Below are 22,718 nucleotides of genomic sequence, written 5' to 3'. Positions count from 1 at the left end.
CGTCGCATCGCGTTCGCGCCCGGCTGCTCAGCCGGGCAAGCTAGCTCGCTGGGCGGGCGCCGGGTGCGGCCGCGGTCGACTCCCGCGCGACCAGGCGCGCGGGTGCGAGTCGGGGTTCGGCGAGCTCGATCCCGGCGATCGCCGCCAGGAGCGTGCGCGCCGCGAGGGCGCCCCACTCTTCGGCATCGGTGACGATCGACGTCAGCGATGGATACACGTAGCGGGCGATGTCGCTCTCGTCGAATGCGGCGATCGACAGGTCACGAGGAACCGACAGCCCCGACCGGTGCGCGACGCCGATGCCGGCGAGCGCCATCCGGTCGTTCGAATAGGTGATGGCGGTCGGGCGATTCTCGGGATCGGCGAGCAGCGCCTTCGTCGCCTCGCCGCCCCCCCGCGCGCTCGAGTCGGTGTCGATCACCCGGCAGGCCACTCCACGCGAGGCGCAGGCGTGCTCGAAGGCGGTTCGGCGGCGACGCTCGTGGAGGATGACGCTGGGGCCCGCCACGTGTGCGAGCGAGCGGTGACCGAGCGCGACGAGGTGATCGACCATAGCCACCACCCCCGCCACGGCATCCACTGGCACGGCTGGGAACGGCGAGTCGATGTCGGCCTCGCCGACCGTCACGGCCGCCAGCCCCAGCGCCGCGACGAGTGCGAGTCTCTCGTCTGCGGCACGGAGATCGGTGAGGATGACTCCATCCACACGCCGCTCCGATGCCAGCTTGCGATAGGTCTCGGCTTCGCTCGGCCCTGCAGACGCCGAGGCCAGGACGAGGGCCTGCCCCACGGGCGAGAGATCGCGCTCGACGCCTGCGATGAATGCCGGGAAGAAGGAGTCACCGGGGGCGGCGGCCGTGTCACGCACCAGGCCGAGCGCGAACGCGCGGTTCGTCCTCAGGGAGCGAGCCCGCAGATCAGGTGACCAGCCCATCTCGGCGGCGATCTCGAGGATGCGACGGCGTGTGCTCGGATTGACACCGGGGCGATTGTTGAGCGCGAACGAAACCAAACCCGTGCTGACTCCCGCGCGCAGTGCGACATCGGCGATCGTCGGCCGGACGTGCCGATCGTTGTCGGGTTCGTGATCCATGGGCTTCATCGCCTCGTCTAAATCGATTTAATTAATCGATTTAGGTCAGCATAGCCGATTTCGCGATGTCTGTGTGGTGTCGAGGCCATGACAGTCTGTGCATATGAAGCGCGACGTCTCCAGCCGCATCGTCCTCAATGTCACAGAGCCCGCCGACCTCGTGTTCGCGATCACCGCGGCCGGGCAGTACCAGCCGGACCGCGAGCATTTCCTCGCGACGCTCGACGGCTCGCCGATCGGCCATCACGAGGTCGCCGACGCGCACCGAACACGGCTGCATCGCATGCGAGCGGGTGTCGGCAGGCTCGAGGTGAACTACTCCGCGTCGATCCCCGGTGAGGCGGTCATGGATGCTGCCACTGAGGCGGACCTGATCGTCTACACCCGGCCGAGCCGCTACGCCGAGTCGGACTCGCTGGGCCCGACTGCGCACGCCGAGTTCGCCGGCATCACCGACGCAGCGGAGCTCCTCGCCTCGGTGTCGTCGTGGGTGGGCACGCGCCTGTACTACGTGAGTGGATCGAGCCTGCCGACCGATGGCGCGACGCGGACTCTGCTCAGCCGGCGCGGCGTCTGCCGTGACTACGCCCACCTGTGCGTCGCGCTGCTGCGAGGACTCGGCATCCCGTCGCGCCTGGTCGCGGTGTATGCGCCGGGACTGTACCCGATGGACTTCCACGCGGTCGCGGAGGCGCACATCGGCGGAGCGTGGCGTGTGGTCGACGCGACGACCCTCGCGCCCCGCTCGACTCTCGTGCGAATAGCGACGGGACGGGATGCCGCCGACACGGCGTTCCTCACCATCGCCTCGGGTCGCGCCGACCTGGTGGAGATGGAGGTGTCCGCGGTCGTCGATCTGCTGCCGCGCGACGACATCACGATGCTGGAGCAGATCCGATAACCGGCATACGCGGATCGTGGCGGCATCCTGGCCCCGATCCGCGGGGTCGTGGCACCCTGGACACATGAGGAAGTGGATCGTCCGGTTCGGCTCGCTGCTGGTGTTCGACATCGTCGTCCTGCTGCTCATCGGCTGGCTGACACCCGCTCGGGTCGGATGGTCCGCACTGTGGGCCGGCGTGGTCCTGACGGCGCTGACGATCTGGATCAAGCCGGCCGTGCACCGCTGGTTCAGCTCGATGGCCGCGAAGTCCGCGGGCCGGCGCACCCGGCTCGGCGAGAAGCTCGGGCAGTTCGCCGTGGTGTTCGCCGTCGCCCTGGTCGTCTGGGCCGTGACCGTGCTGTTCTCGGGTGTCAGCGTCGACGGCTGGTTCTGGGGTTGGGTCCTGCCGCCGGTGTTCATCCTGATCGGGTGGGCGATCTACGACGCCATCGACGACCGTGCCGAGACGCACGCCGCTGCGCTCTACGACAGGGTCACCGGCAGCCGCGGTGGGCGGTTCGGATACCGCCGTCCCTGCGGTGCCGTCGGCCGAGGCCGCCGCCGGCCGGCGAGAGTTGCAGGACGGTCTCACCGATGAACAGCGACGCATGCTGGACGAGCTCGGAAACAGCTGACGGATCCCGCGAGCCTGTCGATCGCCGTGACGCACGATCGTCATCAGGGTGTGAATGACCGACACGACGAAGGACGAATGATGCGATACACACTCCTGCTTCAGTACCCCGAGATGTCCACGGACGAGCTCGACCCCGAGGCCCTGGCCGACGCGATGCGCGAGTTCGACGAATACGCGAAGGCCATCGACGCCGCGGGCATCCTCGCCTCCGCCGAGGTCCTCCAGCCGTCCTCGCTCACGACGACGGTGCGAAAGGGCGACGACGGTGCGCTTCGCGTGCAGGACGGCCCATACGCCGACACGAAGGAGCAGCTCGGCGGCACGTTCGTGATCGAGGTGGACGACCTTGACACCGCCATCGAGTGGGCCGGCAGAGCGCCGTCCATCGGCTGGGGAGCGGTGGAGATCCGGCCCGTCGCACTGCGATTCTCAGACGGCGGATGGACGGCCCTCGACTCCTGATGGCCGACGTCGACGAGGTTCACGCGGTCGCCGAGCGCGCCGCGCGGACCTCGTACGGCCGCCTCCTCGCGCTCATCGCCGCTCAGACCCGCGATGTCTCGCTCGCGGAGGACGCGTTGGCGGACTCCTTCGAGAAGGCGCTGCGCACGTGGCCGGACACCGGCATCCCCGACAACCCCGAGGGGTGGCTCGTCACCGTGGCACGCAATCGGCTCCGTGACATCGTGCGCTCCGCCGCCTGGCGGACGAGCGCACCTTTGGACGAGGCTGCTTCGCGCGCGAGCGGCGGGGATGTCGCCGACTTCGTCGCCGACGTTGATGCGATCCCCGACAAGCGCCTCGAGCTCCTCTTCGCGTGCGCGCATCCGGCACTGGATCCCGGCATCCGCAGCCCGCTGATGCTGCAGACGGTGCTCGGCTTCGACGCGGCCCGCATCGCCCGTGCGTACGGGATGGAGCCGGCGGCGATGGCGCAGCGCCTGGTCCGGGCCAAGCGCCGGATCCGTGACGCGGGCATCCCGTTCGCTCTGCCGACGAGGGCCGACCTGCCGGCGAGGCTCGCCGAAGTGCTCGAGGCGATCTACGGGGCCTACGCGATCGACTGGCTCGATCAGGGGGACCGCATCCGCGAATCCATCGCGGACGAGGCGCGATGGCTGGCGGTGCTGACCGCGAGCCTGCTGGACACCGAGCCCGAGGCATGGGGCCTCGCAGCGCTCCTCACGTTCGCGCAGTCGCGGGCGCCCGCCCGGGCGGTCGTGCCGTGGCCGCCGCTCGACGACCAGGACCCGCGATTGTGGGATGCCGAGCTCATCGGAGAAGGCAGGGCACTCCTTCGCCGGGCCTCGTCGCTCGGCGCGCCGCTCGGCCGCTTCCAGCTCGAGGCCGCGATCCAGGCCGTGCACTGCGACCGTGCCCGCACCGGCGTGCTCGACGTCGACACGCTCGTCACGCTCTACCGCGGCCTCGTCGCGCTGGCACCGACGGCCGGCGGCCGCGCCGCCCTGGCCGCCGCCGAGGCGAGGCGCGGCCACACCCCTCCCGGTCGTTGAGCGAGCCGAAGGCGAGACGAAACGCTCCGAGCCTCTCCGATGCGTCTATCCGCGCTCCGCGGCCTCCACGACGTTCGTCATCAGCAGCGCGACCGTCATCGGGCCCACCCCGCCCGGGTTCGGCGAGAGGAACCCTGCGACGTCGGCGACATCCGGATGCACGTCGCCGAAGACCCGCGACTTGCCCGTCTCCTCATCGACCTCGCGCGTGACTCCGACGTCCAGCACGGCCGCGCCGGGCTTGACGTCCTCGGCGCGCACGATGTGCTTGACGCCTGCCGCAGCCACGATGACATCCGCCTCCCGGAGGTGATGCGAGAGGTCGGTCGTGCCGGTGTGGGTGAGGGTGACGGTGGCGTTGTACTCGCGCCGCGTCAGCAGCAGGCCGATCGATCGGCCGATGGTGACGCCGCGCCCCACCACCACCACGTGCTTGCCCTTCAGGTCGTACCCGTTGCGCAGCAGCAGCTCGATCACGCCGCGCGGCGTGCAGGGCAGCGGCGAGGTGATCGGGCTGTTCACGTTGAGCACCAGACGCCCGAGGTTGGTGGGGTGCAGGCCGTCGGCATCCTTCGCCGAGTCGATGCGCTCCAGGATGGCGTCCGTGTCGAGGTGCTTCGGCAGGGGGAGCTGCACGATGTATCCGTGGCACTGCGGATCGGCGTTGAGCTCGTCGATCAGCGCCTCGACCTCTGCCTGGCTGGCGTCGGCCGGGAGCTCCCGCTGGATCGAGTTCATGCCGATGGCCTCGGACTGGCGGTGCTTCATGCCGACGTAGAGCTGTGAGCCGGGGTCCGCCCCGACGAGGATCGTCCCGATCCCCGGGACGATGCCGCGCTCCTTGAGTGCGGCGACACGCACTCGCAGTTCGTCCTTGATGGATGCCGCCGCAGCGACGCCGTCGAGCTTCTGTGCTGTCATGCTCAGTCCTTCGTCATCTCGAGAAACCACATTCCCGACGAGACATCACGCGCCGTATGACTTCTCATGCACGGGGTGGTTTCTCGCAGGATAGGCGCTCGGCATCCGCCTGGTGCTACTGCTGCAGACCGGGGTAGAGGGGGAATGCCGCCGTCAGCGCCGCCACTCGCTCGCGAAGCGCCTCGGCATCCGCACCGGGCTGGAGCGCCAAGGCGATCACGTCGGCGACCTCATGGAACTCGGCGTCGCCGAATCCGCGCGTTGCCAGCGCGGGGGTCCCGATGCGCAGCCCCGACGTGACCATCGGCGGGCGCGGATCGTTGGGCACGGCATTGCGGTTGACGGTGATGTGGATCTCGTGCAGCAGGTCCTCGGCCTGCTTGCCGTCGATCTCGGCGTTGCGCAGGTCGACGAGCACCAGGTGCACGTCTGTGCCGCCGGACCGGATGGCGATGCCGGCGTCCTTGACGTCCTGCTGCGAGAGGCGCTCGGCGAGGATGTGGGCGCCGCTGATGACGCGCTCCTGGCGCTCTCTGAACTCCGGCGTCGCCGCGAGCTTGAAGGCCGTCGCCTTGGCGGCGATCACGTGCATGAGCGGACCGCCCTGCTGACCGGGGAACACCGCGGTGTTGATCTTCTTGGCGATCTCTTCGTCGTTCGTCAGGATGAAGCCCGAGCGCGGGCCGCCGATCGTCTTGTGCACGGTCGACGACACCACGTGCGCGTGCGGCACCGGGTTCGGGTGCAGGCCTGCGGCGACGAGTCCCGCGAAGTGCGCCATGTCGACCCAGAGCAGCGCGCCCACCTCGTCGGCGATCGCGCGGAAAGCCGCGAAATCCAGCTGCCGCGGATAGGCGGACCAGCCGGCGATGATCACATTCGGCTGGTGCTCGATCGCGAGTCGGCGCACCTCGTGCATGTCGATGACCGAGGTCTCGGGGTCGACGCCGTACGCGACGATGTTGTACAGCCGCCCCGAGAAATTGATCTTCATGCCGTGCGTGAGGTGTCCGCCCTGGTCCAGGGCGAGGCCGAGCAGCTTGTCTCCTGGTCGGGCGATCGCGTGCAGCACCGCGGCATTCGCGGTCGCACCGGAGTGCGGTTGGACGTTCGCGAACTCCGCGCCGAAGAGCGCCTTCGCGCGGGCGATCGCGAGCTCTTCGGCGACATCCACCTCTTCACAGCCGCCGTAGTACCGGCGACCGGGGTAGCCCTCGGCGTACTTGTTGGTGAGCACCGAGCCCTGTGACTGCAGCACTGAGACGGGCACGAAGTTCTCGGAGGCGATCATCTCGAGGTATCCGCGCTGGCGGTCGAGTTCGCGCTCGAGGACCTCTGCGATCTCGGGATCCACCTCGGCGAGGGGGGCGTTGAAGTACTGATCGGTCATTCGATCTCCTTGACTGCGGCTGGTGTCGGGCTCGGTTTCGCAGCGGCCCGCGGGACGGGCATATCGAAGCTCGCATCGGCCCAGGCGTGCGGCCGAATGCCGTAGTCGGTCGCTCCCCGGTGGTTACCCACCTCAACGCCAGTTGCGACATGCCGAGCATAACGGATGCCGCGCGGGCGGTGACGCTGGGACCGCGGGCCTCGCGCTGATAGGCTGGGCATCCCGCTTTTGTTAGGGATCTTTACATGAGACTTCGCCGGAGAAGGACGACCGCCGCGGCCGTCGTCACGGCGTTCGCCGTCGCCTTGGTGGGATGCGTGCCCACCGCACAGAATGGAGCCACTGTGTCCCTCCCCTCCGTCGTTCCCGCCCCATCCTCGATAGTCGCCGCGGACGGCGCCGCGTTCGCCCTCGATGCCGACACGCCGATCCAGGGGGCGCGGGATGCCGCGGCCGCGCTGACCGCGGTGGTGCATGCCCGCACGGGCCTCGCGCTGAGCCCATCGACCGGTTCGGCGACGGGCAGAGGGATCGAGCTGTCGGTGACGCCGGGCGGCGCGGCCGAGTCGTACCGGATCGAAGCGGACGCGGCATCCGTCGTCGTCACCGGCGCCGATGCGGCAGGACTGTTCTACGGCGTGCAGACGCTGTCGCAGCTCATCGCGCGGAAGGGCGACGGGTGGTCGGTGCCCGCAGTGGTGATCGAAGACGCTCCCCGCTTCGCCTATCGCGGTGTGATGCTCGATGTCGCGCGCCACTTCCACCCGGTCGAGACGGTCAAGGCGTACATCGACCGCGCGGCCGGACTCAAGTTCAACGCTCTGCACCTTCATCTCTCGGACGACCAGGGATGGCGCATCCAGCTCGACTCGCGTCCGAAGCTGACGGAGCTCGCCTCGGGCACCGCCGTCGGCGGCGATCCGGGCGGCTTCTACACCAAGGCGGACTACCGCGAGATCGTCGAGTATGCGGCATCCCGTCACATGATCGTCGTCCCCGAGATCGACATGCCCGGCCACACGCACGCCGTCGGCGTCGCGTATCCCGAGCTTGCCGAGGCGCCCGTGCTCACCGATCAGATGACCGAGCAGGCGCGCGGCGAAGGCATCGCGGCTCCCGTGGCCGGCGCCCCGTACGAGGGCACAGTCGTCGGGTTCTCGTCGCTCAAGATCCATGACGAGGCCACCTACGACTTCATCTCGGACGTCTTCGGCGAGCTGGCCGGGATGACCCCCGGGCCCTACCTGCACCTGGGCGGCGACGAGTCGCTGGGCACGGATCCCCACGACTTCGCCGAGTTCGTCGCGCGAGCCAGCAGCATCATCGCCGACCTCGGGAAGACGCCGATCGCGTGGCACGAAGCCGGCGACGCGCCCGGCCTTGCCGACACCACAATCGGCCAGTACTGGGGTTTCGTCACCCCCACGGGCGGCATGGACGTCACGGCGAAGGGCTTCGTCGACAACGGCGCTCAGCTCATCCTGTCCCCCGCGGATGCCGTCTACCTCGACATGAAGTACTCCGCCGACGCACCGCTCGGCCTCACCTGGGCGAACGGGCCGACGAGCGTCGAGCGCGCCTACTCCTGGGAGCCGTCGGATGTCATCTCCGGCATCGACGACAGCGACATCCTGGGCGTCGAGGCGCCGATGTGGTCGGAGACGATCCGCACGCTCGACGACATCGACGAGATGGCCTTCCCGCGGATCGCCGCAGCCGCCGAGGCCGCCTGGTCGCCGGCGACGGGACGCAGCGACCTGCGAAACTGGCAGTCGTTCCGCCAGCGGGTCGGCGACCTGGGCCCGCTCTGGAAGAGCCTGGGCATCCACTTCCACGCGTCGGAGGAGATCCCCTGGACGACCGAGTGAGGACGATCGTCCACTCGGCGCGGCTCGTCGGCGAACCTCTGGCCGTCGGCGGATCGATCGACGACGGGTGGGTGCGCTTCGAAGGCGACCGCGTCGTCGCGACGGGCACCGGTGACGGATGGCAGGGTGCCGGGGCGGATGCCGTCGTCGATGCCGTCGCCGTGGCGGGCGATGGTGCGCTGCTGGTGCCGGGATTCATCGACATCCACGGGCACGGCGGCGGCGGCGCCGCGTACGACGACGGCCCGGAGGCCATCCGGGCGGCGCGGGCCATCCACCGCGCGCACGGAACGACCCGCGCGGTCGTCTCACTCGTGACGGCTCCTCTCGAGACGCTCGAGCGCCGGGCTGCGATGGTCGCGGATCTGATGGAGACGGATGCCGACATCCTCGGATCGCATCTGGAAGGCCCCTTCCTCGATCCCGGCCACAAGGGCGCTCACGACGAGGGACTGCTGCGCGACCCCCAGCCCGGCCTCGTGCGGCGACTGCTCGACGCGGGACGCGGCACCGTACGCCAGGTTACACTGGCGCCCGAGCGTGAGGGCGCCCTGGAGGCGATCCGTCGCGTCGTCGGCGCCGGAGCCGCCGCCGCGATCGGCCACACCGCCGCCGACTACGACCTGTGCCGCGCGGCGTTCGACGCGGGCGCGACGATCCTCACGCACGCCTTCAATGCGATGCCGGGTCTGCACCATCGTGCGCCCGGCCCAGTGGCTGCCGCCGCGGCCGATCCGCGCGTGACGCTCGAGGTCATCGCGGACGGCGTGCACCTGCACCCGGATGTCGTGCGACTGGCGTTCGCGCTCGCGCCGGGGCGGATCGCACTGGTGACCGATGCGATGGCGGCGGCGGGGGGCGGCGATGGACGCTACGACCTGGGAGCGCTGAAGGTGGACGTCGTCGACGGCGTCGCGCGGCTGGCGGGGGGCGGGTCGATCGCCGGGTCGACCCTGACCCAGGATGTCGCTCTCCGCCTCGCGGTCGGCGCCGGTGTACCCGTCGCTGCGGCTGTCCATGCCCTGACAGGCGCGCCGGCGCGGGCGATCGGCCGAGACGGCGACCTCGGTGCGCTCGCCCCGGGCTTCCTCGCGGACGCCGTGCTGCTGTCTGCGGACTTCGCCGTGAAGTCGGTCTGGACGGCCGGAGCACCGGCACGGAGCGCGTGACGGCTTCGGAGGCCGGTCCCGGAAATGGGAGTGGCCGCTGCATCGATGATGCAGCGGCCGTGGTCCCCAGCAAACTCAGGTGGCGTGAAAGGGCGCTCTTTCCAGTTCCCTTCCAGACAATCCCCGGTGATGTGGACCGAAGTCCAAACCCCAGATTCACCGGTGCCCGGTCCCTCCCCGGAAAGCCCGAGCAACCCTCCTACTAGATGAGATGCGGGATCGGTCGTTCTATTACGCCGATTCTGACAACTTTCTGCCGCGATTTCGGAATTGCTGGCGCAAGGACCGATCACGCGCGAGAATGAACGCACTGGGGGAAACGCGTAGCGCGCCTCGCTGGGGTCTCGCCGCTCCCGGTGACGCCCGAACAGTGGAGAGAGCTGTGACCATCAACGACGTCGGATCGGCGCCGGTCGGTCCCGCCGAACCGGCGGACGAAGGCGGCGACGCCGACGCGGATCTCGTGCTGCGGACGCGCTCGGGCGATCGAATCGCCTTCGCCGAATTGTGGCGGCGACACTATCGATCCGGCGTGACGGTCGCACGATCGGTGACCTCCAGCCTCGACCCCGACGATCTCGTCCAAGAGGCCTACACCCGCATCTATCAGTCCATCGTGGCGGGGGGCGGCCCGACCGGCTCATTCCGCGCCTACCTGTTCACCTGCATCCGCAACACCGCGGCTGCATGGGGCCGGGCGCACCGCGAGACGTCGTTCGACGCGCTCGAGGCCCTGCAAGACCCCGCGACGACAGACCAGGCGACGGCCGAGGCTCTGGACCGCAGCCTCACGCATCGCGCATTCCGCAGTCTCCCGACACGCTGGCAGGAAGTGCTCTGGTACTCCGAGATCGAGCAGATGAAGCCGGTGGAGATCGCGCCGCTTCTCGGCATGAAGCCGACCGCGGTCGCGCAGCTGACCTTCCGGGCCCGCGAGGGGCTGCGCGAAGCGTGGATCCAGGCCCATCTGCGCGCTGTGGCGGACGGATCCGCCTGCCAGTGGACCATCGACCACCTCGGCGCCTACTCGCGTAGGAACATCAGCCGGCGCGACAGCATGAAGGTCGACGCCCACCTCGGCGAATGTGCGCGGTGCACCATCGTGGCCAGCGAGGCCAGCGAGGTATCGAGCCGTCTCGCCCTCGTCCTCGTCCCGCTGACGGTCGGGTCGGTCGGCGCCGCGGGATATCTCGCCTCGCTCCACGGCGGCGGCATCCCTTCGATGGCACTCGCCGCGATGCCGTCCTCGGTCATTCCGGGCGCCGTGACGGTCGGTCCCGCGCTGCCGACAGCGACCCTCGCGGTCGGCGCCGGTTCGGCGGGTGCGGGAACAGTGGGCGCGGGAACCGCCGGCGCAGGCGCGCTCGCCGGTGCAGCAGCGGGATCGGGATCCGTCGGCGCTGTGACAGGAGCGGCAACGGCGGCCGGTGCCGCCACCGCCGGTGTCGCCGCCGCAGGGTCAGCAACGGCGGCATCGGTCTCAGCAGGCGTCGCCGCGGGCTCGGCCGTCGGCGCCTTGGGTTCTGCCGCCGCCGGTGCCGCCTCGATCGGAGCCGCGGCAGGGACGGCCGCGGCGGGAACTGTGGGCGCCGTCATCACCACCGCGACGGCCACAACGGTCGCAGCAGGCGCTGCGACGGTTGCGGCGAGTGCTGCGACGGTGGCAGTGGCAGCCGGTGCCGCCACGGTCGCCGGCGTCGCGACCGCCGGTGCGGCCGTCGGAGGGGTCCTCTCGGGCCTCGGCGCCGTGGCGAGCCTCGCAGCGACGGGATTGGTGGTCGTGAGCACGCTCATCGCCGGTGGCGTCGCTGCACCCGGCGCGTCGGCTCAGCCCACGAGCACGAGCGTCGCACCGATCTCGGTCGTGCAGCAGCCATCCTCCCTCCCGCCGTCATTGGCTGCGGCGCCAGCGGATCCGCCGCCGGCGCCGACGACCCCGGCTGATCCGCCGGCGGCATCCCCTGCCGACCCCGGTGTGATCGACCTCGGCCAGTCCTCGACGTCCGCTATCATCGCGGTCCAGCCGACGCCGACGCCGTCCGCGGGCCCAGCCCCGGATGCGGTCGCGACGGCCCCGGCAGCGGGTGACGGCGCGGCAGCGGGTCAGGGGTCGACGTACTCGGTTCCCGCCGACACCGGCGCCACGGACCCCGGCAGCACGGACACCGGCAGCACGGACACGGGCTCCACCGACACGAGCTCCACGGACCCAGGCTCCACGGACCCAGGCTCCACAGACCCGGCGACCACCGACCCGGGCAGCACCGACCCGGGAACCACGGACCCCGGCTCCGGCGGCTCGGGAATCACCGATCCGGGCAGTACCGACCCGGGAACCACGGACCCCGGCCCCGCCGGCACGGGAACCACCGACCCGGGAACCACGGACCCCGGTCCCGCCGACCCCGGCCCCGCCGACCCCGGCCCCGCCGACCCGCTCAGTATCATGACATCTCCGGCCGACGAGCCGGCGCAGTCCGAACTCGATCACGTCGACGCCGGCACGCCCTAGACGGTCGCCTCCCCGTACGTGCTGCGGGGGCTGCCGACGACCCGCGTCCGCACATCCCACCACCATGACGCCGGCAGACGGCGGACCGACGCCCGCGGCGGGCGCCCCTCTCGCGGAGTGAGACGCCGTTCGCGCCCCGCTCGGCTGTTCCGACCTGAGTTCGCGACCGGATGCGACCCCGAGCGCCTGCGGCCGACCCGGGCTGTGCCTGCGATGCAACGGGATCCAGCCGCGTCATGATCGCGCCGTAGACTGGAATCCATGTCCGATTCGCCCCGCCCTGCCCCGACGGATCAGCTCGCTCCCGGCACCCGGGCGCCGCTGTCGGCCGTCGATCTGCTGGCCTTCGCGTGCGAACTGGTCGCCTTCGCAACCTTGGCGATCTGGGGCTTCGCGATGTGGGCCTTCCCGTGGAACATCGTGGCCGGGATCGGCGCGCCGGCGCTGGGGATCGTGGTCTGGGCGCTTTTCGTCTCGCCGCGGGCCGTGCTCGCCGTCCACCCGTTCGTCCGGGCGATCGCAGAGCTGCTGGTGTACGCCGCTGCGACGATCGCGTGGTGGAGCATGGGGCTCGCGTGGGCCGGCCTGATCTTCGGCGTCGTCGCCGTGACCGTGGGCGTGTTCGCCGGCCGACGCCGACTGGCGTGACTCCCGGGTCCGACGTCGTCGCGCTGCTGCGCGCGGCACTCGGCGATCGGATCGACACGACGGCGGCCGCTCTGGACGCCGCACGCGCCGACAAGTCGGGACATGCCGCATCCGGAACCCCGCTGGCCGTCGTCAACGCCGCGGCGATCGAGGATGTGCAGACGACCCTGCGCACAGCGAGCGCGACGGGCACCCCGGTCGTCACCCGAGGGGCCGGCACCGGCCTTGCGGGCGGCGCGAACGCCGGAGCGGGCGAGATCGCCCTCTCGCTGCGGGCGATGGACCGCATCCTCGAGGTGCGGCCCGACGATCTGCTCGCGGTGGTCGAGCCCGGCATCCTCAACGCCGACCTCAACGCCGTGCTGGCCGAGCACGGACTGTGGTGGGCGCCCGATCCGGCGAGCCGGGCGATCTCGACGGTCGGGGGCAACATCGCGACCGGAGCGGGCGGGCTGCTGTGCGCGAAGTACGGGGTCGTGCGGGACGCCGTACTCGGCGTCGACCTGGTGCTCGCGGACGGGCGACTGCTGCGGCTCGGCCATCGCACGGTGAAAGGCGTGACGGGGCTCGATCTGACCTCGCTCGTGATCGGATCCGAAGGCACGCTGGGCGTCGTCGTCGGTGCGACGCTGAAGCTGCGCCGACTCGTCCCGGGCGACGTATGCACGATCGCGGCGACGTTCGCCGACGTGCGCAGCGCTGCCGAGGGGTCCGCCGCCGTCACCGCCTCCGGTGTGCAGCCCGCGATCATGGAGCTGATGGATGCCGCGTCCCTCGCCGCCGTCCACGCCCTGCTGGAGCTCGATCCGCCGACCCCCGGCGCCGCGCAGCTCACGATCCAGACGGACGGGCCCGCTGCGGCCGCCGAGGCCGACGCGATCGCGGCCGTGCTTACCGACGCCGGGGGTGCCGTTTCGGTGTCGCACGATCGCGACGAGGGTGAGCGGCTCCTCGTGATCCGCAGATCGATGCATCCGGCGATGGAGACCCTCGGCACCACCCTCATCGAGGATGTCTCGGTGCCGCGCAGCGCACTGCCCGCGATGTTCGACGAGATCGCACGCGTCGAGCGGGTGCACGGGGTGGCGATCCCGACCGTCGCGCACGCCGGGGACGGCAACCTTCACCCGAACTTCATCTTCGCCGGCTCAGAAGTGCCGCCCGAGATCTGGGATGCCGCCGACGACCTCTTCCGCGCCGCGATCCGACTCGGAGGCACTCTCACCGGCGAGCACGGGATCGGCGTGCTCAAGCGCCGATGGCTGGCCGATGAGCTCGGGCAGGACCAGTGGGAACTGCAGCGTCAGATCGCCCGGGTGTTCGACCCGCACGGGATCCTCAATCCCGGAAAGGTCTTCACGCCGTGACCGGCCCGCTCATTCGCCCGTCCGAGGCAGTCCGCGCGCGCTGATCCGGGCACGAGCGGTCAGGCGAAGGTCAGCGCCCGGTGGTGCTGATCCTGTCGGCCTCGATCGTGATGACGACCCGGACCTGATCACGCCCGCCGTACCAGGCATAGGGCCGGCCGGTGTACTTGTGCGAGAGCTTCTCGATGTGATCCGGACCGCCGACCTCGGTGATCTCGATCGCACGGCCTCGCACCTGGACATACCCGCCAGGACGTGCCGGATCGCTGATCGTGACAGCCACCCGCGGATCGCGGCGGAGGTTGCGCACCTTCAGGTGGGTGTCGACGCTGTTGACCACGATATGCTCGCCGTCCGTGTCGACCCAGACCTGCGTCAGCTGCGGGGACCCGTCGCGCATCAGGGTGGCGATGTAACAGGTGCTGGGAGCGCGCAGGAGGGCCAGGAGCCCGTCGGGTAGGGTCATCCTCCGAGCCTACGTCGAGGGCGTTGTGAGAAGCCCGAAACGCCCCCGTACGAGGTCAGGGCCTTGCGCGGGCCCCGACGCCATCGAGATCACGTCACAGACCCTGCCACGCGGGCTTGTTCGCGTAGGTGTACCGGTAGTAGTCGGCGTGGGCGAGCCGGGAGGCGGCGGCTTCGTCGACCACGACCGTCGTATGGGGGTGCAGCTGGATCGCCGACCCCGGCAGCGACGCAGTGAGCGGACCCTCGACGGCCGCGGCGACTGCCTCGGCCTTGCCCTCGCCGAAGGCGAGGAGCACGAGGTGGCGCGCCCGCAGGATCGTGCCGAGCCCCTGGGTGATGCAGTGCTGGGGAACGTCCTCGACCGAGTCGAAGAACCGCGCGTTGTCCTCGCGGGTCTGCTCGGTGAGGGTCTTGACACGCGTGTGCGAGGCGAACGACGAACCGGGTTCGTTGAAGCCGATGTGGCCGTCCGTGCCGATGCCGAGCAGCTGCAGATCGATACCACCGGCGGCGACGATCGCGCGCTCGTAGTCGTCGCCGGCGTGCTCGATCCCGTCGAGCGATCCATTCGGCACCCGGATCCGCTGCGGATCGAGGCCGAGCGGCTCGACCACTTCCCGGGCGATCACGGACCGATAGCTCTCGGGGTGCGACGGGTCGATTCCCACGTACTCGTCGAGCGCGAATCCTCGCACCCGCGAGACGTCGACGCCGCCCAGTCGCGAGCGCAGCGCCTCGTAGACCGGAAGGGGCGTCGATCCCGTCGCAAGACCCAGCACGGCGTCGGGATTCGCCCTGATCAGGCTGACGATCTCCTCGGCCACGAGGACGCCCGCGGCCGCGGCATCCGGGACGATGACGACCTCAGCCATGGGCGAGCGCCTCCTCGGAGTCACGGGCCGCGCCGACGAGGGCGGCGCCGAGCGCCGCGGCCGGCGAACCGGCGGGCAGCAGCTCGACGCGCTCCTCGAGTCGCAGCGAGCGCATGAACGGGGATGCCTCGGCGCTCGCCGCGAGCTCGGCTGCGACATCCGCCATCAGCCGATCCCCCAGGGCGGTGACGCCGCCGCCGAGCACGACCGAGTCGACATCGGCCGTCAGGACGAGGATCCGTACGGCGGACGCGACGCCGCGCGCGAGTCCGCTCCGCAGCTCGCGAGCCGCCGGATCGCCCTGCTCGGCGGCGTCGAACACATCTCGCACCGGAAGCGCGCCGGGCCGGCCCCACCGCTCCGCGATGGCGCCGCCCCCCGCGAGCGCCTCGATGCAGCCGTGCTGGCCGCAGCGGCACAGCGGACCCGCCGGATCCACCGAGATGTGGCCGACCTCGCCGGCCGTGCCGCGGGCTCCGCGCCAGAGCTCACCGTGCGACACGATGCCGGCCGCGATTCCGGTGCCGAGGTTGAGATAGGCCATCGAGCCTGATCCGCCGTGCAACGCGTACGCGCCGAACGCGGCAGCCTTGACGTCGTTCTCGACACGCACCGGCACGCCGAGGACCGGCTCGACGGCGGCGGCCAGATCCAGCTCGTCGACGCCGAGGTTCACCGCGTGCACGACCCGGCCCCCGCCCGGTTCGACCTGACCCGGGATGCCGATCCCGACCGAGCGGATCGCTGCGACGTCGACGCCGGCATCCGTCCCGAGCGCCCGCACCCCGTCGATGACGGTGGCGGTGACGGCCTCGGGACCCCACCCGGTGGCGAGGCGCACGCGCCCGACGATCGCTCCACCGGCGTCGACCGCGACGACATCCGTCTTGGTTCCCCCGACGTCCAGCCCGACCTTCATCGGCCGACCTCCCTGCGGGAGGCGGCTGCATCGATCTCGCGCATCAGCCCTTGACCGCCCCGGCGGACATCCCTGCCACGAGGTGGCGCTGGATGATGAGGAAGAAGATGACGACCGGCAGGGCGAACAGGACCGAGGCGGCCATCTGCCCGCCGTAGTCCGTGCCGGTCGTCGGCGACGAGAACGATACGAGCCAGATCGGCAGCGTGTACATCGTCTGCTCCTTCATGAACGTGTACGCGAGGATGTACTCGTTCCAGGCGGAGATGAAGGCGAAGATGCTGGTGGAGATCACGCCGGGCACGACGAGCGGAAACAGGATGCTCCGGAGGATCCGCCAAGTGCCGGCGCCGTCCACCATGGCGGCTTCCTCGAGCTCCACCGGAATGGTGATGAAGAATCCGCGGAGCGTCCAGATCGCGAACGGCAGCACGGCGGCGACGTAGGCGAGGATGAGCCCGAAGTACGAACCCAGCAGGCCGAGATTGTTGAAGATGAGGAACTGCGGGATCAGCAGAGCGGTACCGGGGAGCATCTGGACTGCGAGGATCAGCACCATGATCGTGCGGCGCCCGCGGAACCGGAATCGGCTCAGTGCCGCTGCTGCGAACAGGGACAGCGCGAGCGCGAAGACGACCGCGCCGACGACGACGATCACGCTGTTGCGAAGGTTGATCAGGAAGTTCGTCTGGGTGATCGCGACGACGAAGTTGTCCAGCGTCGGATTCAGCGGGAGGAAGTGCGGCGTCGAGGTCATCACCTCGGGCTGAGGCTTGAACGCCGTGTTCACCATCCAGTAGACGGGGAAGATCCAGACGATGCTGAAGACGATCGCGATGGTGTTCACCCAGACGTGCCGTTTGCGGCGCCGGCGCTGCGGAGGTGCCGCAGCGGTCTTCGCACTTGCACTCGCGCGGGTGGGCAGGGCCGAGGTGGTCATCGTGCTCACAGGTCCTCCCCCGATCGCAGCAGGCCGCGGATGTAGAACCCGCTGATGATCATGAGCATGACCGTGGTGATCACGGAGATCGCCGCGCCTGTGCCGATCTTGAAGGTGTTGAAGGCGGTCAGGTAGGTCCAGATGCCGAGTGTCGCCGTCGTGTTGTCGGGTCCGCCCTGGGTCACGAGCCAGATCTGGTTGAAGACGTTGAAGTCCCAGATGATCGAGAGGACCGTGACCAGCAGGATCGTCGGCTTGAGGTAGTTCAAGACGATGGAGAAGTAGATACGACGCTCGCTTGCCCCGTCGATTCGCGCCGCCTCGAGCATCGAGGTGTCGATCTGGGTCTGTGCTGCGTAGGTCGTCAGTGCGATGAAGGGCACGGCCTGCCAGACGACGAGCATCCAGATGCAGGACAGCGCCAGGAAGGTGTTGTTGGCCCACGAGAGGTTGGTCACATCACCGAAGATGCGCAATTGCGTGAGCATCCAGTTGACGACCCCGTACCCCGGCTGGAAGAGCCAGTTCCAGACCTGCGAGGACGCGACGTTGGGCATGCCCCACGCGAAGATGAGCACGATCGTGACGACGTACCGCATCGTGGTGGAGAGCCGCGTCATGAGTTCGGCGACGCCGACCCCGATGACGAGGCTTCCGATGACGAGCGCCGCGGTGAAGCCGATCGTCAGGATTGTCGACCACCAGAACTGCGGACTTGTGAACGTGTCGACATACTGCTTGAACCCGACGCCGTTGAATTCGCCCGTGAACAGGGTTCGCTGATTGAAGTCGGTGAACGATGTGAACACCAGGAAGACGATCGGCACCACGATGAGGGCGACGATGACGATCCCGGCCGGCGAGAACAGCCAGAGCGGCGCGTATCGCGCCTGCCTGGAATAACGGCGAGGGGGCCGTGGCCGCCGCCCGAATCGGGCGGCGGCCACTCCCTCGCCTGCGACGTTGGTCGCAGTTGAGGCGATGGTCATTTTCTCAGTGTGCTCTGACTATCGATCGATCACTGGTTCAGCGTGGAGTTGACCGTGTCATCCCACGACTTCGCCGCATCGGCGATCGACTTGCTGCCAGAGGTGACCGACTGGAAGAACTGCTTCATGCCCGGGTCCTCCAGCGAAGCCCAGTTGCCCGAGGCCGGCGTGGCCTTGGAGTTCTGAGCCGAGGTGAAGAACGCCTTCTGCAGGTCGGACAGCGTGCCGCCGTCGACGGCAGCCTTCGAGCCCTCGACGCTGTTCGGAATCCAGCCGTCGTTGCCGAACACGTAGGTGTTCTGGATGTCGGGGCTCGCAGCGATCTTCACCCACGCGCGGGCGAGGTCCTGCTGCGCGCTCTTCGTGGCGATGCCCCAGTCCGAGCCGCCCAGGTTGACGGGCTGGTTCGAGCCCGACACACCGGGCATCGGGAACGAGCCGAGGACGGCGTCCGTAAGCTTCGGGTTGTCCTTCTGCACAACGCCGATCTCCCAGCCGTTGGCGATGATCGCGCCGGCCTTGCCGTCAGCGAAGAGCTGGTCCTGGTCGGGCTTGTCGGTGTTGAGCGTCTGGCTCGCGGCCGACGAGTAGGCGTTCTGGAATTCCTTCCAGGCGGCGAGGCCCTGCTGGGCTTCGCTGCTCGAGAAGCCGGCCTCCCACTTGCCGCCGCTCTGAGTGGCGATGTCGCCGCCCGCGTCCCAGATCCACTGCATGCCGGCGTACCAGTACTGGCCGGGCAGGTAGAAGGCCGAGAAGTCGGACGCCGGGTTCTTCGCCTTGAGCTTGTCGAGGTCGGCCTTGAGCTCGTCGTACGTGGTCGGCGCGGCGGTGATGCCGGCTGCGGTCCAGACGTCCTTGTTGTACAGGACGGCGCGGGCGCCTGCGAAGGAAGGCACAGCGTAGAGCTTGCCGTCGATCGTGGCGGGGTCCGCGAGGCCGCCGAGCCACGTCTGACCCTGCGCGAGGTCATCCTTGTAGGAGGTCAGATCGGCGAGGCCGCCGCTCGAGGCGAAAGTCGCGACCTGAGTGTTGCCGAGGTCCAGCACGTCCGGCGGGGTGCTCGAGGCGAGCGCCGTCGTGATCTTCGTGGCGATGTCGGTCCACTGCTGGGTCTCGACCTTGACCTTGGCGCCGGTCTCCTTGGTGAACTCGTCGTTGATCGCCTTGAGCGTGGCATCCGAGAGGTCGCCCGTCATGGCCCAGACGGTGAGCGTCTTGCCCTTGCCGTCGACCGCTCCGCTCGACGACGGAGCGCCGCTGTTACCGGCGCTGTTGCCGGCACAGGCGCTCAGCGCCAGAGCAGCTGCGACGCCGACGGCTCCGGCAGCGACGATGCGTGAAGTGCGCAATGTGTCTCCTTGTGTTGGTGTTTTCTCTTGGGTGATGGGCCGGGTGACCCATCCGGGGGAGGGGGGCCGTTACGACACCCCGAGTTGTCCCGACAGGACCATGACGGCCGCGCCGCGCAGGACGATGTCCTGGCCTTGCTCCGTCATCCGCACCCGGACGCCCTCGTATGACTGGGCGAGCGTCCGATTGCGGAGGGTCTCGACGGTCGCTTGCGCGAGTGGTCCGTCGAGAAGTTCAGGGGGACCGGCGAGCACGATCTCCGAGAGGTCGAGGACACCGACGACGGGCGCCAGCGCGATGCCCAGGCGCTCCCCTGCGTCGCGGAGGATCCCCTCGCGGACATCGACGGAGGATACGTCGTCGTCGCTGTCAATCGCAGCCGCGCTCAGGCGCGCGGTCAGCGCCGGCACCGAGAGCCAGGCCTCGAGGCATCCGACCTTGCCGCACACGCAGAGGGGTCCGCCGTCCGTGCCGACGGTCACGTGCCCGATCTCGCCGGCCGCGTGACGGCTGCCGGACATCGGCTGACCCCCGGCGAGCAGACCCGAGCCGACACCGCGGCCGACCTTCACGAGCAGCACATCATCGCCCGCGCCGCCGAAGGTGTATTCGGCGAGCACGGCGGCGTTGGCGTCGTTTGCGACGAGGACGGGCAGGTTGAGCGCCTTCTGAAGGGCACCCTCGAGGTCGAATCCCGCCCATCCGAAATGCGGGGCGGTGAGGATGACGCCGTGCTCGTCCACGACACCCGGCGTGCCGACGCCGATTCCGAGGACCGGAGCGTGGGACTCGGCGACGAGTTCCCGTGCCAGTTCGACGACCGTCGCGACGACGTCGTCCGCAGCCGGAAGCGCGACCTCGCGACGTACGACGATGTCGCCGTCGAGCGTCAGCACGGCGCCGATGAACGAGTCGCTTTCGGAAAGGTCGATCCCGACGATCCGATGGCCGTCACGGTCCAGGTCCAGCAGGATCGCGGGCTTGCCCGGACCGGATGCCTCGCGCACGCCCTTCTCGACGACGAATCCGTCCGCGATCAGCTCGGCGACGAGATCCGAGATCGTGACACGGGTGAGGCCGGTCTCGCGGGAGAGATCCGCGCGACTCATGGCGCCCTGGTGGAACAGGGTCTGCAGCACGAGCGAGCGGTTATGACCGCGCGCGTGCTCGGGGAGCACCTTCGCTCCCTGGCGCAACGAGCGCCCGGGACCGAACGAGTGACCGTTCCCGGTTCCTGAAGAGTGCGACGGCTCGAGAGTGGAAGAGCCGCGTTGCACTTCCGATGCAGACATGTTTGTTAGTAGACCTTACGAACAAACATCGCGCAAGTGTGCCGAGCGATTTGAACGGCGTATTTACAAAACCGTTACATTCGCCCAGCGACATGTCGGGCCGGTCTGCGTGCGACGCCCACGTCGCTGATGCGTAAGCGTAGTCCGCTGTCGATTACCATTGAGGGCACAGGTGTATCAGCCGGGGGGTGTTGGCGTGACGGATCTGGCGACGAAACCGGGCGCCTCCGACGAGGAGTCGCCAGACGACGCCGTCGACGGTGGCGACGCAGAACTCGACCACTCCAGCGGAGCCGCCTCCGAGGATGGCGGGCCGGAGGACGACACGGCGCATACCGCGGACGACCCTGCAGCGGACGGTGCATCGGCCACGACCGAGGTCATCGAGCCCGACGCGACCATTCCGCACGAGGATGCTCGCGCTGTCGCGGCCGCCGACGCATCCACGGAGAGCGCCGCGGGACCACCCGCAGACGCCGCCCTTTACGCATGGGCGCCCACCGAACCCGCTCGCCGCAGGCGCCGGACGCCGCTGTGGATCGGTCTCGCCGCAGGTGTGGCCCTCGTCGGCTTGGTCGCATCATCGCTCGTCCTCATCGCACCGGGCACCTCGGTCGCGGGCGTGGGGGTCGGCGGCCTCACTCAGGGCGGAGCCGCCGGCGCGCTGCAGCAGAGACTCGATGACACCACGATCGTCCTCGCCGGAGACGGCGGCGACGCCGTCGTGACAGGCGCCGACCTCGGCGCTTCCGTGGATGCGCGGGCCCTTGCCGAGGACGCCTTCGCAGAGCATCCGATGTGGAATCCGACGCAGTGGTTCCCGGCATCCATCGACGCACCGGTGCACATCGACCCGGCGACTGCCGACGCCGCGCTGAGAAAGGCCGCACCCGGTCTGTACGCGGATCCCGTCGACGCGTCGCTCGCGTACGACGCGGCGACCGCGAAGTATGTGACGACGGCTGCCAAACCGGGTCAGGGCATCGACGTCGACGCCGTGCGCGCCGCTCTGCAGAATGCCTACGACTCCGGCAAGACCCGGGTCACCTTCACCCCCGCCGTCTCGCCCATCGCGCCGACGACCACCACCGAGACGGCCGCCGCCACCGCGAAGAGCCTCAACAACATCCTCGGCACCGCCGGCTTCTATGTCGGCGAGGAACGCACGGTCCCGGTCGACCGCGCGACGGTGGCATCGTGGCTGACGGTCACGCACCAACCCGACGGCACGTTCACGACCACCGCCGACAAGGCCGCCATCCAGAAGCTCGTCGAGACGCTTCCCAAGGCGATCAACCGCGACGTGGTGAACGCGACCGTGATCACGAATTCGGCGGGCCGCGTGCTCCGGCAGGTCACCGCCGGGGTTGCGGGACGCACACTGGGCGACACCCGCTCGATCGCCGCCGACTACGCCGCACAGCTCGCCCGCGGCAAAGGCGTCTACGTGCTTCCCGTCACCGTGAACGCCTTCACGACGACCTCCCTCGCCCGCCGCATCGAGGTCAACATCAGCCAGCAGCACGCGTACCTCTTCGAGAACGGAAGGGTGGTGTACTCGTACCCGATCTCGTCGGGGCTGCCGGGGCATGACACCAACCTGGGGCATTTCCACATCTACTCCAAGGTCAAGAGCCAGAACATGGGCAACCCGGACCTCACGAAGGCTCCGAACTACTACACCAAGAACGTGCCGAACATCTCCTACTTCGACGGCGATGAAGCCCTGCACGGTGCGTGGTGGCACCACAACTTCGGTCACCGGATGAGCCACGGCTGCGTGAACATGCCCCTCGATGCCGCGGCGCTCGTCTACACGTGGGCTCCGATCGGCACCGAGGTCTGGGTGCACCTCTGAGTCTCGCCCGCTGCGACGCGAGGCCCGC

20 protein-coding genes and 1 riboswitch are annotated in these 22,718 nt (G+C 69.5%); of the genes, 10 read left to right on the top strand and 10 right to left on the bottom strand.

Annotated features, from left to right (window positions below; translation table 11 throughout):
- Positions 1-40: 40 nt before the first annotated feature.
- Complete coding sequence (locus tag ABD212_RS02040) at positions 41-1,093, bottom strand: LacI family DNA-binding transcriptional regulator (protein ID WP_344090675.1); 1,053 nt, start codon at positions 1,091-1,093, stop codon at positions 41-43.
- Positions 1,094-1,196: 103 nt separating this feature from the next.
- Here ABD212_RS02040 and ABD212_RS02035 point away from each other — a divergent pair, with 103 nt between their 5' ends.
- From ABD212_RS02035 to ABD212_RS02020, 4 genes are all read left to right on the top strand, one after another.
- Complete coding sequence (locus tag ABD212_RS02035; protein ID WP_344090673.1) at positions 1,197-1,994, top strand: transglutaminase-like domain-containing protein; 798 nt, start codon at positions 1,197-1,199, stop codon at positions 1,992-1,994.
- 64 nt (positions 1,995-2,058) lie between these two features.
- A complete protein-coding gene (locus tag ABD212_RS02030) occupies positions 2,059-2,574 on the top strand; it encodes a hypothetical protein (RefSeq protein WP_344090670.1) in 516 nt (171 codons plus the stop codon).
- Positions 2,575-2,691: 117 nt separating this feature from the next.
- A complete protein-coding gene (locus ABD212_RS02025) occupies positions 2,692-3,075 on the top strand; it encodes a YciI family protein (protein WP_344090668.1) in 384 nt (127 codons plus the stop codon).
- Positions 3,075-4,127 (top strand): RNA polymerase sigma factor, encoded by a 1,053-nt coding sequence (locus tag ABD212_RS02020; protein WP_344090666.1) that lies wholly within the window; start codon positions 3,075-3,077, stop codon positions 4,125-4,127. The genes ABD212_RS02025 and ABD212_RS02020 overlap by 1 nt, the downstream gene beginning before the upstream one ends.
- Positions 4,128-4,172: 45 nt before the next feature.
- On the opposite strand, the gene ABD212_RS02015 is transcribed toward ABD212_RS02020, so the two are convergent.
- A complete protein-coding gene (locus ABD212_RS02015) occupies positions 4,173-5,048 on the bottom strand; it encodes a bifunctional methylenetetrahydrofolate dehydrogenase/methenyltetrahydrofolate cyclohydrolase (RefSeq protein WP_344090664.1) in 876 nt (291 codons plus the stop codon).
- A 115-nt stretch (positions 5,049-5,163) separates the two neighbouring features.
- A complete protein-coding gene (glyA, locus tag ABD212_RS02010; RefSeq protein WP_344090663.1) occupies positions 5,164-6,438 on the bottom strand; it encodes a serine hydroxymethyltransferase in 1,275 nt (424 codons plus the stop codon).
- A 71-nt stretch (positions 6,439-6,509) separates the two neighbouring features.
- Positions 6,510-6,594, bottom strand: a riboswitch (ZMP/ZTP riboswitch).
- A 188-nt stretch (positions 6,595-6,782) separates the two neighbouring features.
- Here glyA and ABD212_RS02005 point away from each other — a divergent pair.
- The 5 genes from ABD212_RS02005 to ABD212_RS01985 all read left to right on the top strand — a co-directional run bounded on the left by ABD212_RS02005 (position 6,783) and on the right by ABD212_RS01985 (position 14,002).
- Positions 6,783-8,306: a beta-N-acetylhexosaminidase gene (locus ABD212_RS02005; protein WP_344090661.1), complete on the top strand. Its 1,524-nt coding sequence runs from the start codon at positions 6,783-6,785 to the stop codon at positions 8,304-8,306.
- A complete protein-coding gene (locus tag ABD212_RS02000) occupies positions 8,303-9,475 on the top strand; it encodes an N-acetylglucosamine-6-phosphate deacetylase (protein WP_344090659.1) in 1,173 nt (390 codons plus the stop codon). The genes ABD212_RS02005 and ABD212_RS02000 overlap by 4 nt, the downstream gene beginning before the upstream one ends.
- Positions 9,476-9,857: 382 nt before the next feature.
- Positions 9,858-11,987, top strand: coding sequence for a sigma-70 family RNA polymerase sigma factor (locus ABD212_RS01995; RefSeq protein ID WP_344090657.1), 2,130 nt, complete (start codon positions 9,858-9,860; stop codon positions 11,985-11,987).
- A 261-nt stretch (positions 11,988-12,248) separates the two neighbouring features.
- Positions 12,249-12,635, top strand: a complete 387-nt coding sequence (locus ABD212_RS01990) for a YrdB family protein (RefSeq protein ID WP_344090655.1) — start codon at positions 12,249-12,251, stop codon at positions 12,633-12,635.
- The gene (locus tag ABD212_RS01985; RefSeq protein ID WP_344090652.1) at positions 12,632-14,002 is read left to right on the top strand and encodes an FAD-binding oxidoreductase; all 1,371 of its coding nucleotides are present in this window, start codon (positions 12,632-12,634) and stop codon (positions 14,000-14,002) included. The genes ABD212_RS01990 and ABD212_RS01985 overlap by 4 nt, the downstream gene beginning before the upstream one ends.
- 70 nt (positions 14,003-14,072) lie before the next feature.
- Here the strand turns inward: ABD212_RS01985 and ABD212_RS01980 are convergent, their stop codons facing one another.
- The 7 genes from ABD212_RS01980 to ABD212_RS01950 form a co-directional block, all read right to left on the bottom strand.
- On the bottom strand, positions 14,073-14,468 hold the full coding sequence (locus ABD212_RS01980) for a PPOX class F420-dependent oxidoreductase (protein WP_344090649.1): 396 nt from the start codon (positions 14,466-14,468) through the stop codon (positions 14,073-14,075).
- Positions 14,469-14,562: 94 nt separating this feature from the next.
- Positions 14,563-15,342 (bottom strand): glucosamine-6-phosphate deaminase, encoded by a 780-nt coding sequence (locus ABD212_RS01975; protein ID WP_344090646.1) that lies wholly within the window; start codon positions 15,340-15,342, stop codon positions 14,563-14,565.
- Positions 15,335-16,261: an ROK family protein gene (locus ABD212_RS01970; protein WP_344090644.1), complete on the bottom strand. Its 927-nt coding sequence runs from the start codon at positions 16,259-16,261 to the stop codon at positions 15,335-15,337. The genes ABD212_RS01975 and ABD212_RS01970 overlap by 8 nt, the downstream gene beginning before the upstream one ends.
- A 43-nt stretch (positions 16,262-16,304) precedes the next feature.
- On the bottom strand, positions 16,305-17,201 hold the full coding sequence (locus ABD212_RS01965; protein ID WP_344092378.1) for a carbohydrate ABC transporter permease: 897 nt from the start codon (positions 17,199-17,201) through the stop codon (positions 16,305-16,307).
- Between the two features lie 5 nt (positions 17,202-17,206).
- Positions 17,207-18,190 (bottom strand): carbohydrate ABC transporter permease, encoded by a 984-nt coding sequence (locus tag ABD212_RS01960; RefSeq protein WP_344090642.1) that lies wholly within the window; start codon positions 18,188-18,190, stop codon positions 17,207-17,209.
- A 29-nt stretch (positions 18,191-18,219) separates the two neighbouring features.
- The gene (locus ABD212_RS01955; RefSeq protein WP_344090640.1) at positions 18,220-19,539 is read right to left on the bottom strand and encodes a sugar ABC transporter substrate-binding protein; all 1,320 of its coding nucleotides are present in this window, start codon (positions 19,537-19,539) and stop codon (positions 18,220-18,222) included.
- A 69-nt stretch (positions 19,540-19,608) separates the two neighbouring features.
- The gene (locus tag ABD212_RS01950) at positions 19,609-20,832 is read right to left on the bottom strand and encodes an ROK family transcriptional regulator (RefSeq protein WP_344090639.1); all 1,224 of its coding nucleotides are present in this window, start codon (positions 20,830-20,832) and stop codon (positions 19,609-19,611) included.
- A 196-nt stretch (positions 20,833-21,028) separates the two neighbouring features.
- Here ABD212_RS01950 and ABD212_RS01945 point away from each other — a divergent pair, with 196 nt between their 5' ends.
- Positions 21,029-22,690, top strand: coding sequence for a L,D-transpeptidase family protein (locus tag ABD212_RS01945; protein ID WP_344090637.1), 1,662 nt, complete (start codon positions 21,029-21,031; stop codon positions 22,688-22,690).
- The last annotated feature ends 28 nt before the right edge of the window (positions 22,691-22,718 follow it).

It is taken from the genome of Microbacterium deminutum (assembly GCF_039530205.1).
Classification (GTDB): Bacteria; Actinomycetota; Actinomycetes; order Actinomycetales; family Microbacteriaceae; genus Microbacterium; species Microbacterium deminutum.
The sequence above is the reverse complement of the archived record's forward strand: the minus strand, read 5'-3'. Positions and strand labels throughout refer to the sequence as shown.